Source organism: Cytophagaceae bacterium, from assembly GCA_016722655.1.
Lineage (GTDB): Bacteria > Bacteroidota > Bacteroidia > Cytophagales > Spirosomataceae > Leadbetterella.
On sequence record JADKIR010000004.1, the window covers coordinates 285,374 to 298,726 of the forward strand.

Genomic DNA, 13,353 nt, shown 5'->3' on the forward strand with positions numbered 1-13,353 from the left:
AAAAAACAGGCTAATCAAAATACAAAACTAATCATCCGGTTGGCTGACGGTAACCGGCAAACGGAATTTTGAGCATTGGCTTAATATGTTCATTTTCTGCAGTATCCATCACTGTATCAATACCATAAATCAATTTTTCACGATCGAGAGTACTAAAAGTGCCAAAAATCCTGTCCCAGATAGCAAAAATATTACCATAGTTAGTATCGGAATAGGGTAAAACATAATGATGATGCACATGATGCATATCGGGCGTAATCAACACATAGCTCAATGCTTTGTCGAGCCATAGTGGCAATCCAATATTGGCATGATTAAATTGGCTTAATACCACTGAAAATGACTGGTACATAAAAACCAGCCACATGGGAGCCCCGGTAATAATAACCGCCAAAGTGGTAAAAACAAACCTGAAAACACTTTCACCGGGATGATGCCGATTGGCAGTTGTAGTATCAATCTGCCTGTCAGAATGATGGATAATGTGAAACATCCACATCCATTTGACTTTATGCTCCAGCCAATGTATGAAATAGGCACCTATCAAATCAAGAAGCATCAAACCCAATAAGGCAAAAAGCCAAAGAGGCATTGCAGGCAACCATTGTATTATTCCGAATTTATGCTCCACAACCCAATCAGAAGACTTTACCAGAGCAAAAGCCAAGGAAAGGTTAATCAATGCGGTGGTAAGTGTAAAGAAAATATTGGGTAATGCATGTCTGATTTTATTGTATTTAAAATCAAACAGTGGGCCTATACTTTCTAATATCCAAAAGAAGGCAATACCACCAACCAGCAACAATGTTCGGTGAATGGTGGGAATAGTTTCAAAATAATTTATAATGGTTTCCAAATTGAAGTTTTTTTGCCGTGAAATTATAGAATTATTTCAATATTATTTTGCACAAAAAAATTTATTTTTGATTTGAGACCATTAAAAAAATAAATAGAGTGCCCCGACACGAGACACTCTATAAAATTTGCAATTATTCGGAATTATTTTTTTAAACAAGTAATAGCTAAACCAAATGAGAATTTATGATTCTACATATGTGAAAACCGGAATTTTGGAGTGATTAACCACGTCTTCGGCTATACTGCCTTTGAAGAAATGATTGATTCCTGTGCGACCATGAGTGTACATGGCGATCAAATCTGCTCCGATGCTGTCTGAATATTCAAGTATTCCATCTTCAATAGTTGTAGAATTGTAGATTTCAGCTTTATAATTTTTAATACCCAGTTTTTCAGCCAATTTTACCAACTGAGCTTCAGTCTCATGATAATTAATTGCTTTCATTCCATAATCAACATAAAGGAAATGGCATTCGGCACCTTCGATTGGAAGCAATTTTAAAGCTTTTTTGATAAAATCTTCATGTTTCAAATCTACCGCAAAAACAACTTTCTTAGGTTGGAAAGGTTTGGCTTCATCTTTCAAAACAAGTACCGGGCAATTTGCCATTCTTACTACTTCTTCACTGTTTGAGCCTTTGAAAAACTCTTTGAAGCCCTCAGCACCATGCGAACCCATCACAATGAGGTCGGCGTTGTGCTCCAAAACCGCTTCAACAAAATGATCGCCGGTTTCTTCTACTATCGGCTTGATATCAACACCACTAAAATTAGAAATCAATTCCTGCATTTCAGTTTTGGCCTCAGTCATGATTTGATTCCAGGCATCATCTATCGAAATGCCCGATGCTCCATACAAAGAATAATAAGCACCAACGTCGGCAGTTGGATACACTTTTACATTAAGCAGGTCAATTTTACCATCAAATTTTTTGGCTAGAGAAACTGCCACTTCCAGAGCATGATTGGCCAGATGGCTCATATCGGTTGGAACTAATATCTTTTTCATTTTTTTTGTTATTTATATCTGAAAACTTCTTCTTTTTCGACGAAACAAAATTTCACCTTTTTCTTCAGATTTTGAATGACAGAAGGAATACCAAAAAATGATTGTGAATTTTGACTTTACTATTATTAATCAATTAGCTTAATGACATTTCTCAGAATTTTCATTTTCAGACAATATCATTTCAATTATCTAACTATTTGTATTCAAAATACTTAACACTATTTTTACAAAAAATAAAGAAATTTATTCTACATTTTGTACAAATTCCGAATTGCACTCGAAATATAGATATACCGGAAAAGTGCAATTATTTTTTCTCGATTTGAACGCTTTTTTATTTAGGTATTTTTTCTACCAAATCAACCTTTTGTAAATATTTTTTCTGTTTCAAAAAAAATACTGTCTTTTTATTTAAAATGATTCTCAATTGGCAAATTGTCTTTTCATTTATTCAAAAAAAAAATGTATCTATGTAAAAAAGTATTTCTTATTAAATTGATTGATTATGAAATTATTGTTATCACTTTCACTGATATTATTTTTGGCAATTCAATTGCCCAAAACCCAAATTTTGATGAAAGTCTGGCCAAAAAATACAATGCAGACCAATTTGGAATGAAAGCCTACACTTTGGTTTTGCTAAAGACGGGCAATTTTGAAGAAAAAGACAAAACAAAACGAGACAGCCTTTTTGCAGGCCACATGGCCAATATAAACCATCTCGTAGAAATCAATAAAATGGTGGTAGCCGGGCCGCTATTTAAAAATGACCAAAATTACAGAGGCATTTTTATTCTGGATGAAACCGACCCTGAGAAAATAAAAGAACTGATGGCTGCCGACCCCACTATTAAAACTGGCATTTTTGAGCCAATATATATTAAATGGTTTGGGTCGGCAGCATTACCGGCTTATTTGGAAGTCAACGATAAAATCTGGAGCAAAAAACCTTAATCTATCGAGTACTCAATATTAACCACTACTCTTACTTTTTTGTAAAGGTCATTGACACTCGATGGACTGTAACCGCCTTCACCGCCCTGACTGGCGTTGGAGTCGTCGCGGTCAATAATGGTAAAAAGTCCCTGATTGGCTTTTTTGATATCACCCAGGCCTACACCACTTTCTTTGGCAAATTGGTCTGCAGCCTTGCGGGCATTTTGAGTAGCTTCTGAAAGCATCTGTGGCTTGATGTCGTTGAGCTGGGTATATAGATATTGTACCGCCGGATTATAATCGTTGGAATTGGAAATCACCACGCCTACTTTGAGCAACTCATCGGTCATTCGGCTGATGCTCTGCACATTATCCACATCGCCAGTACGCACCTGAAGGGTATTTTCGATGATATACCGGTACTCTCCATAGTTGGCACCGCTGTAATCCTGTGCTACCTTGTCGGTCACACTCAGATTTTGTTGAATGATCTCGTCTTTTTTAATTCCTTTTTGTATCAAAAAATTAATGATTTTTTTCTTTGAAGCCTCAATCTCCTGGCTTCCATCGCTGAGGTCATTGGTGGTCACACGAGTTTTTATAGTCCACACGGCCTGGTTGGCTTTTACCTCTTTTTCTGCAAAGCCTTTTACTGAAACCGAACGATCCTCTTTTTTAAACCGCTGTACGGCACGTCCGATAAAAAATCCATTTAGAATAAGTCCGAGAGCGATTGCGGCAGCAATCCAATACTTGTTTGTTTCGTTCATGACGATAGTTTAAATTATTTTGGGCGAAATATAGCAAAAATCCTATGCTTAAAAATCAGATTAACAATTGGTTTGGTGAATATTTTGTTAATTTATCAAATCTTATGAAATTTGAATTTGAAATATCAAACTCAAAATTCTCGTTTTGGAATTCATTATTAATCAATAAATTTGCTTAAAAGTTAAGTTTAAAATGGAAAGAATTACATTTAATCCGAATCAATGTGGAGGAAAACCTTGTATTAGGGGCTTGAGAATCAGAGTTACCGACGTTTTAGAGCTGCTAGCAACAGGATTAAGTATTAATGAAATTATTACAGAAGAACTTCCTGACCTGGAATATGAAGATGTAATTGCTTGTTTGAATTATGCTGTAAAAAAACTAAACCATCCTGTCATCCAAGCAGCATGATGATAATTCTTGATGCACATATATCACCTTCTCTAGCTAACTGGATATCAGAAATTTACAACATTGAAACCTATTCTGCGAGCTTTTTAAAATTACAAAATGCGGATGATTTAGAGATATTTGAATTCGCAAAACAAAAAAATGCAATCATAATCACCAAAGATGATGATTTTCTAAAACTAATTGAAAAATTTGGAAGTCCACCAAAAATCATTTGGCTTACTTGTGGAAATACTTCAAAAGAAAAGTTGAAAAATATTCTAAAATCATATCTCTCACAAGCTCTTCAGCTATTAGATTTATCAGATATTGTTGAAATCTCTGGAAACTAAAAGTTTTAAACAAAAAAAGGACTTCCCTTCCGGAAAGTCCTCAAATTTAAGAGTTTTTCTTACTTAGATTTTACCCAAAATGGCATTGAAAGTACTGCTTGGCCTCATGGCAGCTGAAGCTTTGGCAAAATCAGGTTTATAATATCCACCTGTATCTTGAGGTTTTCCTTGTGAGCCAATCAATTCGGCATCAATTTGAGCAGCATTCGAAGTAATCTCAGCTGCAATGGGTGTAAATATGGCCTTCAAGTCCGCATCATCATTTTGAGCAGCAAGTGCCTCAGCCCAATACATCGCCAGATAAAAATGTGATCCGCGGTTGTCGATTTGTCCTACTTTACGTGCCGGCGATTTGTCATTATCCAGGAATTTTCCGGTTGCGGCATCCAGTGTATCTGCTAAAACCTGTGCTTTTTTGTTACCAAATGTATTGGCCAGGTGCTCATAAGATACAGCCAAAGCCAAAAACTCGCCCAAAGAATCCCAACGAAGATAACCTTCTTCCATAAACTGTTGCACGTGCTTCGGTGCCGAGCCACCTGCACCGGTTTCAAACAATCCTCCACCATTCATCAGTGGAACGATAGAAAGCATTTTTGCTGAAGTACCCACTTCCAAAATAGGGAAAAGGTCGGTGTTATAATCACGAAGTACATTTCCGGTTACCGATATGGTATCCAACCCCTGAACGATTCTTTCCAATGAAAACTGTGTAGCTTCCATTGGGGTCATGATCCTGATATCCAGGCCAGTTGTATCGTGATTGGGTAAATATTTGTTTACTTTTTCTATCAATTTGGCATCATGAGCACGGTTTTTATCCAACCAGAAAATGGCAGGAGTTCCTGTAGCTCTGGCACGATTTACGGCCAATTTCACCCAGTCCTGAACAGGCAGATCTTTGGTCTGACACATCCTGAAAATATCGCCAGCTTCAACTGCCTGCTCCATCAATACAGCACCCGATGCATCAGAAACGACTACTTTACCATTTGCACTCATCTGGAAAGTCTTATCATGCGAGCCATATTCTTCGGCAGCCTGAGCCATCAAACCTACGTTTGACACACTTCCCATAGTGACAGGATTCAGGGCACCATTCTTTTTGCAAAAATCAATAACCACCTGATATACACCAGCGTAACAACGGTCAGGAATTACATATTTTGTATCTTTTGACTTGCCATCTGGTCCCCACATTTGTCCCGAAGTACGAATTGCTGCAGGCATAGAGGCATCAATAATCACGTCACTCGGTACATGAAGATTGGTAATCCCTTTGTCGGAGTTAACCATCGCTAGGGCCGGATTTTTATCATAAATCGCGGCGATGTCTGCTTCGATTTCGGCTTTCTTGTCTGCCGGCAAACTCTGGATTTTCACCAGTAAATCGCCGACACCGTTATTAGGATTGATATTTAGTTCATCAAAAACCTGAGCATGTTTGGTAAATAAATCCTTGAAAAACACCGAAACCGCTGCTCCAAACATAATTGGATCAGAAACTTTCATCATAGTGGCTTTCAGGTGGATAGAAAACAACACATCTTTTGCTTTCGCGTCGGTAACCTGCTCATCAATAAATGCCTTCAATTTATTCAGGCTCATAACAGAAGTATCAATCACCTCTCCATCTTTCAATGGAGTCGATTCTTTTAATACTTTTTCGTTTCCGGCATTGTCAATAAACGATATTTTCACTGTAGTAGCTTTTTCAACTTCCACAGACTTCTCGCTTCCATAAAAATCACCATCAGTCATGTGAGACACATGCGATTTGCTGTCAGCACTCCATGCACCCATCGAATGTGGATGTTTACGGGCGTATTCTTTTACGGCTTTAGGAGCACGACGATCAGAATTACCCTCACGCAAAACAGGGTTTACTGCACTACCTTTTATTTTATCGTATTTTGCTCTAACTTTCTTCTCTTCATCTGTGGAGGGTTCTTCAGGATAGTCAGGCAAGGCATATCCTTTGGATTGAAGCTCCTTTATGGCTGTTATCAACTGAGGAATCGAAGCACTAACATTGGGCAATTTGATGATATTTGCCTCAGGTTGAGTAGCCAAACCGCCCAAATAAGCCAGGTCGTCGGTGATTTGCTGCTCAGGACTAAGGTATTCCGCAAAAGTGGCGACAATCCTACCTGAAAGAGAAATATCTCTGGTTTCGATTTCAACTCCTGCTGGTTTTGAAAAAGCTTCGACTATCGGCAAAAATGAGTACGTCGCCAATGCCGGTGCTTCATCTGTTATGGTATAAATAATTTTTTCTTTATTTGACATCTCTTAAAATGATTGTTATAGCTTATAAAAATGATTCGGAATTTTGAACAAAAATTGCTTCTTTAGCCAAGAAAGGGCAAATATAAGTTTTTTTCCTGAAAATTTTGTAATGGATTTCCCCAAACAATTTGTGATTTTCAAAGATTCAGACCATTGTTTTTTTGTACTTTTGGAAAAAAAAATAAAAAAACGAATGACATATAAAAGGTATTTCAACAGAATATCCATTTATATTTTCCTCTTATTTGGATTGATTGTTCAGGCTTTTTCACAAAATTATGTTGCAGAATTAAGTGAATTTCGGGAAAATTATATAAAAGATGTGCACAAGAAATTTGCCAATCAAAAACTGGATTTTTTTGAGATAAATCAGAATTTCAAAATTGAAGCTGATTACAAATTGCAGAAAAAAAACAAAGTGGTGAGTTTTTTAACCTCCGATGGAATTTATAAAAAATATCAGGTTTTCGCCACTATTTCTTTTGAAATCGAAGGAAAAAAATACCATTTGACCACCTATAAATTCTATCCGGCACCCGCAATGTACCGCAAACTGGTGTTTTTACCCTTAAAAGACCTGACCGCCCCCGAGCAAACTTATGGAGCAGGCAGATATTTGGATTTAAGTTCGGATGATTTTAAAGATGGAAAAACAGTGCTGGATTTCAACAAATTATATAATCCATACTGTGCTTATTCCGACAATTACAGCTGTCCGATTCCGCCTAAAGAAAATCATTTGGAAGTAAATATCGAGGCAGGAGAAAAATTACCTTTGACCAAACATTGAAATTGAATTTTTTATAGAAAAACTTTAATGGTATTAGAAAACATATCCCTGAAACCTTACAATACTTTTGGAATTGAAGCCAAAGCCAGATTCTTCATCACCATAAAATCAGTTGAAGAACTGAAATCTGTTCTTAGCATTGAGGAATTCAAAAATACTAAAAAACTCTTTTTGGGAGGGGGAAGCAATGTCCTTTTGCTCAATGATTTTGATGGATTGGTACTGAAAATTGAAATTCCGGGCGTCAATAAAGTTACTGAATCAGAAAATGAGGTTATTCTGAAAGTTGGAGCAGGTGTAATCTGGCATCAACTTGTGATGTATTGTGTTGAAAATAAACATTTTGGAGTCGAAAACCTTTCCCTTATTCCCGGCACAGTGGGTGCTGCTCCCATGCAAAATATTGGGGCGTATGGTGTCGAAATCAAAGATGTGTTTGAAAGCCTAGAAGCTCTAAATATTGAATCTAATGAGATAGAATATTTTGACCTTGAAAAATGCAGATTTAGCTACCGCGAAAGTGTATTTAAACATGACGCCAAAGGAAAATATGTTATTCTGAATGTAAGCTTTAAACTTAAAAAACACTCAGAGCTGCATTTGGAGTATGGGGCTATTAAAGACACATTGGATGAAATGGGAATCAAGAAACCAACTTTGAAAGATGTGAGCGATGCTGTAATCAATATCAGAAAGAATAAACTTCCAGACCCGGCAGATATAGGAAATTCGGGAAGTTTTTTCAAAAACCCGGAAATTTCCGTGAAAAAATTTAAAGACTTGAAAGAGAAATTTGTGACCATTCCCTCTTACCCCATCAATGAAAACACTGTGAAAGTACCGGCTGGGTGGCTTATTGAACAAGCAGGATGGAAAGGTTTCAGAGAAGGGAACGTAGGGGTACATTCCAGACAGGCACTGGTTTTGGTCAATTACGGTGGGGGAACAGGAAATGAAATAAAGGCATTGTCTGAGAAAATTCAGACTTCGGTATTTGAAAAATATGGCATTAAAATCAACCCTGAAGTGAATTTTATTGGCTAGATAAAAAATTACCAAAAAGGATGTTTTTTTTATACCTTAATTATATTATTTTTGAACTATGAATTTTGAATTTGATATTAGAAAGAGTATTTCAAATTTGGAAAAACACGGTATTGATTTTGAACAAGCTCAAATTTATGGAATGATTTTTACTTATTAAGCCTGGAGGCCCGTTCTACCGATGAACCCAGAACATTGCATATAGGTAAAATAGGTAGTAAAAATTGGTCCGCCATATCAACCATAAGAAATAAAAATATTAGACTTATTTCAGTAAGAAGAGCTAGATTAAAAAAAATTGAATTATATGAAAGCTGAAGATTTAGATAAAAAATTTGACAATGGTGAAGATGTTTTAGAACATTTTGACCTTAAAACTTCTTCCAGAGCAGGACTGGAATATAAACGTGTAAATGTTGATTTTCCTGCATGGATGGTTCAATCTATAGATAAAGAAGCAATTAGGCTAGGTGTAACCCGCCAGTCATTGATAAAACTTTGGCTTGCCGATAAAATCGATCATTTAGTGTCAAGTTAAAACAATTAATATAACAATTCTTTAAAATTAAAACCAAAATAGACCATTTTACATCAAACACAAAGTCTTGATTTCAAAGTAATACGTAAAATTATGCAATTATATCATGTTATTTCTGACCTCCTTTTAGCCGCAACAGGCCTTTTTGTTTTTTTTAAATACCTTTCAAAATTGGAGCTTTCTCACGAAATACTCTGGGAGTCATTCGTACTTTCAGTAACAGCTGCTGCTATTTTTGGGGCTATCAATTTCATGGGCTATCCTGAGGCCAATCTCATATCTGATTTCTTCCAGAAAATCGCAACCCTGACCGGGGGCGTTGGTTTGGCGGTTGCCTCTTTTGCATTAATCCGAGGCATCGAAATACCAAAAATGGCAGCTTACGTGGCCTTAACACTGGGTTTTTTATTATATACCATTGCAGAAATTTTCAAATTTAAAATTTTGGAAGTTTATGTCCCCATCTTCAGTATGATTGCAGTAGTAATAATCGCTTTGGCAGGTTTAAGTACAGGGAAATTCAAAAGTGCTATTTGGCTTTTGGTAGCTGTGGCTTGTTTTGCTCTGGGAACTTTCAGAGCCAAAATTTTCGGTTCATCAGATATAACCATTGATATTTTTCATCTATTGACTGCCGGTGGGCTATTTAGTATCGGTAAAGCGAATTCTTAAAAAAAACATTTGATTTAGATTGTTCTGAGCTTATCTTTGCCTCAGAAATCTCATAAAGGGGTGCCTGAAAACAACGGGCTGAGATCATACCCATTGAACCTGATGCGGTTAATACCGACGAAGGGATTTGAGCCGAATCTTCGGATTTTGTAAAGGATAAAAATCTGAAGAGACTCATAAATTTCAATAGTAAAATAAAGTTTAACAAGGCCAAATGGCCCGAAGACAGCATTTTGCTCCTTTGACTTCTTCGTAATGATTTATCTAAAATTATTATGAAAAATCTTTTCTTATTTGCCATTTTGGTGACTTATTTCAACCAAACTTTGGCACAAAAAAATCAAAATGACAGCGTTTGGGTCAAAGACCTGAGTGAAGTGGTGGTAAAATCGACCCGGGCCAATGCAAAAACTGCTATGGCTTACTCCGATGTGCTTCAAAAAGACATCAAAAAACAAAATCTGGGGCAAGACATGCCATTTTTGTTAAATCAAATGCCCTCGGTTGTAGTTACTTCTGATGCCGGCACTGGCGTTGGGTACACGGGCATTCGTGTGCGAGGTTCAGATCCAACCCGAATCAATGTTACACTCAATGGCATTCCTTACAATGACTCTGAGTCACAAGGCGTATATTGGGTCAACATGCCTGACTTCGCCAGCTCGGTTCAAAGTGTACAAATTCAGCGGGGTGTGGGGACATCGACAAATGGTGCAGGAGCATTCGGTGCATCGATTAATGTCAATACTTTACAACTCCAAACAGAGCCATTTGCCGAAATAAACACCACAATCGGCTCATTTAACACGCTAAAAACCAATATTATAGCCACAACCGGCTTACTCCAAAATAAATTTGTTTTAGATACGAGGCTTTCCAGAATTACTTCGGATGGATTTGTTGACAGGGCGGCATCTAACCTTAAATCATATTATATTTCAGGAGGTTATTATGGAAAAAATTCATTTGTTAGGCTAAATGTTTTTGGAGGAAATGAAAAAACCTACCAATCATGGAATGGAATTCCTGAAGCTTTGGCAAAAAATGATCTGAAAGGAATCAATGACTTTGCAGAAAGAAATTATTACGATGAGGATTTTAAAAAACAGATGTTGGAAAAAGGCCGAAAATTCAACTTCTATAGCTATGAAAACGAAATTGATGATTACACTCAAACCCACATTCACCTGATTACATCCTTCAAAATTGCATCCAATTGGCGATTTAATCCAACGCTTCATTATACCAATGGTGCCGGGTATTATGAACAATACAAACCCAATTCCGAGCTTGAAAGCTACGGTCTTGAAAACATTAAACTTCCAGGAAATGAAATAACCCATACAAACCTGATTCGAAGAAAATGGCTCAAAAATGATTTCTATGGCGGTGTATGGTCACTCGATTACGAAGGACAAAACAAGTTAAAAGGAAACCTTGGCGGTGGATGGAACAGGTACGATGGTGACCATTTTGGTGAGATTATTTGGGCTCAGTATGCTTCTAACGGCAAAATAAGAGAGCGATTTTATGACAATAACGGCCTGAAAACTGATTTTAACCTTTATGGAAAACTGTTTTATGATCTTAATACCCGACTTTCTACCTATCTCGATGTGCAATTAAGATCAGTAAATTTTGAAATGCACGGCACAGGAGATGCCCGGCAATTTCTGGATTATTCTAAAAAATACGCATTCTTTAATCCTAAAGCCGGACTAACGTACCAATTATCAGGACAGAAAACACTTTATTTAAGCTATGCGAAAGGGTCAAAAGAACCCAGTCGTCAGGACTTTGTTGATAATGCCCCCAATCTTCCTAAGGCTGAAAAATTGCATGATTTTGAAGGAGGATACAGGTTTTTTAATAAAAAAATTACGGCCGAAGCCAATCTATATTATATGATGTATAAAGACCAATTGGTGCTTACTGGTCAGATTAATCAGGTGGGCGAAGCCATCAGAACCAACGTGGATCACAGTTATAGGGCCGGCATAGAATTACAAGCCGGTGTTCAGCTAAATAAACAATGGAGCCTACAAGCCAACGCTACCTTTAGTAAAAATAAAATCAGAGATTTTGAGGAAACGATAATTAGTTATGATGAAACCCCGAATAAAATCAACATTTTCAACCAAACTGATATTTCTTTTTCTCCTGAAATCATTGCGGGAGGAATATTAAATTTCAAACCCATTCAAAATCTGGAAATCAGTTTACTTCCAAAATACGTAGGAAAGCAATATCTTGACAATTCGGGTTCTGAAAACAAAAAACTGGATGGATACCTGGTTAATGATTTAAGAATAAACTATATCATCAAACCCAAAAACATGAAAGAGATAGGACTTAACTTGCTCATAAACAATATTTTAAATAACAAATATGAGTCAAACGGATATACATATAGCTATATTTATGGAAAAACCATTACTGAAAACTTTGTATTCCCGCAGGCAGGGATTAATTTTTTGATGGGGATTAGAGTAAAATTATAATTTTTTGAAGGAATGAATTTTTGCCTTTAAATAAAATTCATTATAAATAAGCAGTATCAATTAAAAAAAAAGTAATAAGGTTTTGAAATTAGAAAGTAAATAAATTATTATTGTAGAAACTTTGAACATCTAAATTTTAAAATTTATCATGAGAAAAATCTTTTCCCTCCTAAGTATTTTAGCATTGAGTTTTACTTTTGCTTATGCTGAAGAACCAATTAATTTCGATTCCCAAAATATCAATTCAGAATTTGATCAGATTAACAAAATCGAAAAATACGTTCAGGCTAATGACGGTGTAACTTTATCACAGTTAAAATCTGAAAACTCTGAGCTTTTGAAAGGAATTGATATGGAAGCTCAAACTATGTCCTCAGTTGCTGCTGGTGAACTTCCTGCCGGCATTCCTGCATTCTGGTGGGGATGTATCCTTACAGTTGTGGGTGTGATTTTGGTTTATGTTTTGACTGACAGCGATAAAGATCAAACCAAAAAAGCACTTATGGGTTGCTTAGTAACTGGTGGTGTTTGGGTACTATGGTGGGTAATAGTTGTTGTAGCCGGTGTAGGTGGATCAGCCTATTGGTGGTTCTGATAATCAAAATATTATTTATTAAAGACCCGGCTAGTCCGGGTCTTTTTTTTGGTATGTTTTTTGAAGAAAAAATATAAATTTAAATTCCAAAAAAAATGAAAATCGCAAAACTATTTACTCTATTCCTTCTCCTTTCACATTTCAGCTTTGCCAATATTCCGGTTGAAAACCTGAATCAGGAATTTGACCAGATCAATAAGATTGAAAAATATGTTAACGAGCATCCGGGAACCACTATTGATCAATTAAAATCAGAAAATTCGGAATTGATTAAAAACATTACGATTTCAGAAGAAATTGGAGCCAACTTTGCTCTCGTTGAAAGTGATACTATGGGGATTCCGCCCTTTTGGTGGGGCTTTTGCCTGGGGTTTTGGGGTATTATCATCGTTTATATAATTTCTGATAATGACAAATCGGCCACCAAAAAAGCATTGCAAGGATGTATTACTGCTGCAGGTATCTATGTTGGGTTATATATGATTTTTATCATTATTGGCCTGACTTCCGTTTCAACAGGATATTATTATTAAAACTTCTCTATTTTAATACCTAAGACTTCCAAAGCTCATTTTTCTGTAATATCTTAGCCAAAATATTTAAAATT

General features: G+C 36.3%; 14 protein-coding genes, 1 pseudogene and 1 riboswitch. Of the genes and pseudogenes, 11 read left to right on the top strand and 4 right to left on the bottom strand.

Translation table 11 applies throughout. The features are described from left to right. Nucleotides 1-31: 31 nt before the first annotated feature. A complete protein-coding gene (locus tag IPP61_01945; protein MBL0323934.1) occupies nt 32-856 on the bottom strand; it encodes a sterol desaturase family protein in 825 nt (274 codons plus the stop codon). Between the two features lie 183 nt (nt 857-1,039). After that, a complete protein-coding gene (locus IPP61_01950; protein ID MBL0323935.1) occupies nt 1,040-1,867 on the bottom strand; it encodes a universal stress protein in 828 nt (275 codons plus the stop codon). A 462-nt stretch (nt 1,868-2,329) separates the two neighbouring features. Here IPP61_01950 and IPP61_01955 point away from each other — a divergent pair, with 462 nt between their 5' ends. Further along, entirely contained in the window at nt 2,330-2,821 is a 492-nt protein-coding gene (locus tag IPP61_01955) for a hypothetical protein (protein MBL0323936.1), read from the top strand. Here the strand turns inward: IPP61_01955 and IPP61_01960 are convergent. Continuing rightward, complete coding sequence (locus IPP61_01960; protein MBL0323937.1) at nt 2,818-3,573, bottom strand: SIMPL domain-containing protein; 756 nt, start codon at nt 3,571-3,573, stop codon at nt 2,818-2,820. The genes IPP61_01955 and IPP61_01960 overlap by 4 nt on opposite strands. Nucleotides 3,574-3,766: 193 nt before the next feature. Between IPP61_01960 and IPP61_01965 the strand changes: the two genes are divergently transcribed. After that, a complete protein-coding gene (locus IPP61_01965) occupies nt 3,767-3,985 on the top strand; it encodes a DUF433 domain-containing protein (GenBank protein MBL0323938.1) in 219 nt (72 codons plus the stop codon). Next, entirely contained in the window at nt 3,982-4,317 is a 336-nt protein-coding gene (locus IPP61_01970; protein ID MBL0323939.1) for a DUF5615 family PIN-like protein, read from the top strand. Before IPP61_01965 ends, IPP61_01970 begins: the two co-directional genes overlap by 4 nt. A 63-nt stretch (nt 4,318-4,380) precedes the next feature. Here IPP61_01970 and IPP61_01975 read toward each other — a convergent pair whose 3' ends face one another. Continuing rightward, nucleotides 4,381-6,606 carry an NADP-dependent isocitrate dehydrogenase gene (locus tag IPP61_01975; GenBank protein ID MBL0323940.1) on the bottom strand — a complete coding sequence of 742 codons (2,226 nt, stop codon included), beginning with the start codon at nt 6,604-6,606 and terminating at the stop codon, nt 4,381-4,383. 193 nt (nt 6,607-6,799) lie between these two features. Between IPP61_01975 and IPP61_01980 the strand changes: the two genes are divergently transcribed. The 8 genes and pseudogenes from IPP61_01980 to IPP61_02015 all read left to right on the top strand — a co-directional run bounded on the left by IPP61_01980 (nt 6,800) and on the right by IPP61_02015 (nt 13,279). Continuing rightward, complete coding sequence (locus IPP61_01980; GenBank protein MBL0323941.1) at nt 6,800-7,396, top strand: DUF1684 domain-containing protein; 597 nt, start codon at nt 6,800-6,802, stop codon at nt 7,394-7,396. A gap of 27 nt (nt 7,397-7,423) precedes the next feature. After that, nucleotides 7,424-8,440, top strand: coding sequence for a UDP-N-acetylmuramate dehydrogenase (gene murB / locus IPP61_01985; GenBank protein ID MBL0323942.1), 1,017 nt, complete (start codon nt 7,424-7,426; stop codon nt 8,438-8,440). A 58-nt stretch (nt 8,441-8,498) separates the two neighbouring features. After that, nucleotides 8,499-8,758 (top strand): annotated as a pseudogene (locus IPP61_01990) (BrnT family toxin). Further along, on the top strand, nt 8,748-8,978 hold the full coding sequence (locus tag IPP61_01995; protein MBL0323943.1) for a CopG family transcriptional regulator: 231 nt from the start codon (nt 8,748-8,750) through the stop codon (nt 8,976-8,978). Before IPP61_01990 ends, IPP61_01995 begins: the two are co-directional and overlap by 11 nt. A gap of 93 nt (nt 8,979-9,071) precedes the next feature. Further along, nucleotides 9,072-9,650 (top strand): hypothetical protein, encoded by a 579-nt coding sequence (locus tag IPP61_02000; protein ID MBL0323944.1) that lies wholly within the window; start codon nt 9,072-9,074, stop codon nt 9,648-9,650. Nucleotides 9,651-9,696: 46 nt separating this feature from the next. Beyond that, nucleotides 9,697-9,794, top strand: a riboswitch (TPP riboswitch). Nucleotides 9,795-9,925: 131 nt separating this feature from the next. After that, nucleotides 9,926-12,151, top strand: a complete 2,226-nt coding sequence (locus IPP61_02005; protein ID MBL0323945.1) for a TonB-dependent receptor — start codon at nt 9,926-9,928, stop codon at nt 12,149-12,151. Nucleotides 12,152-12,299: 148 nt separating this feature from the next. After that, nucleotides 12,300-12,746 (top strand): hypothetical protein, encoded by a 447-nt coding sequence (locus IPP61_02010; GenBank protein MBL0323946.1) that lies wholly within the window; start codon nt 12,300-12,302, stop codon nt 12,744-12,746. Nucleotides 12,747-12,841: 95 nt separating this feature from the next. Next, nucleotides 12,842-13,279 (top strand): hypothetical protein, encoded by a 438-nt coding sequence (locus IPP61_02015; GenBank protein ID MBL0323947.1) that lies wholly within the window; start codon nt 12,842-12,844, stop codon nt 13,277-13,279. Nucleotides 13,280-13,353: the final 74 nt, after the last annotated feature.

Bases quoted from the DNA above. Each gene is read 5' to 3' on its own strand.
- IPP61_02015 (MBL0323947.1), top strand. From the start codon at position 12,842: ATGAAAATCGCAAAACTATTTACTCTATTCCTTCTCCTTTCACATTTC.
- IPP61_02005 (MBL0323945.1), top strand. From the start codon at position 9,926: ATGAAAAATCTTTTCTTATTTGCCATTTTGGTGACTTATTTCAACCAA.
- IPP61_02000 (MBL0323944.1), top strand. From the start codon at position 9,072: ATGCAATTATATCATGTTATTTCTGACCTCCTTTTAGCCGCAACAGGC.
- IPP61_01955 (MBL0323936.1), top strand. From the start codon at position 2,330: ATGTATCTATGTAAAAAAGTATTTCTTATTAAATTGATTGATTATGAA.
- IPP61_01950 (MBL0323935.1), bottom strand. From the start codon at position 1,867: ATGAAAAAGATATTAGTTCCAACCGATATGAGCCATCTGGCCAATCAT.
- IPP61_01980 (MBL0323941.1), top strand. From the start codon at position 6,800: ATGACATATAAAAGGTATTTCAACAGAATATCCATTTATATTTTCCTC.
- IPP61_02010 (MBL0323946.1), top strand. From the start codon at position 12,300: ATGAGAAAAATCTTTTCCCTCCTAAGTATTTTAGCATTGAGTTTTACT.
- IPP61_01965 (MBL0323938.1), top strand. From the start codon at position 3,767: ATGGAAAGAATTACATTTAATCCGAATCAATGTGGAGGAAAACCTTGT.
- IPP61_01975 (MBL0323940.1), bottom strand. From the start codon at position 6,606: ATGTCAAATAAAGAAAAAATTATTTATACCATAACAGATGAAGCACCG.
- IPP61_01960 (MBL0323937.1), bottom strand. From the start codon at position 3,573: ATGAACGAAACAAACAAGTATTGGATTGCTGCCGCAATCGCTCTCGGA.
- IPP61_01995 (MBL0323943.1), top strand. From the start codon at position 8,748: ATGAAAGCTGAAGATTTAGATAAAAAATTTGACAATGGTGAAGATGTT.
- IPP61_01970 (MBL0323939.1), top strand. From the start codon at position 3,982: ATGATGATAATTCTTGATGCACATATATCACCTTCTCTAGCTAACTGG.
- murB (MBL0323942.1), top strand. From the start codon at position 7,424: ATGGTATTAGAAAACATATCCCTGAAACCTTACAATACTTTTGGAATT.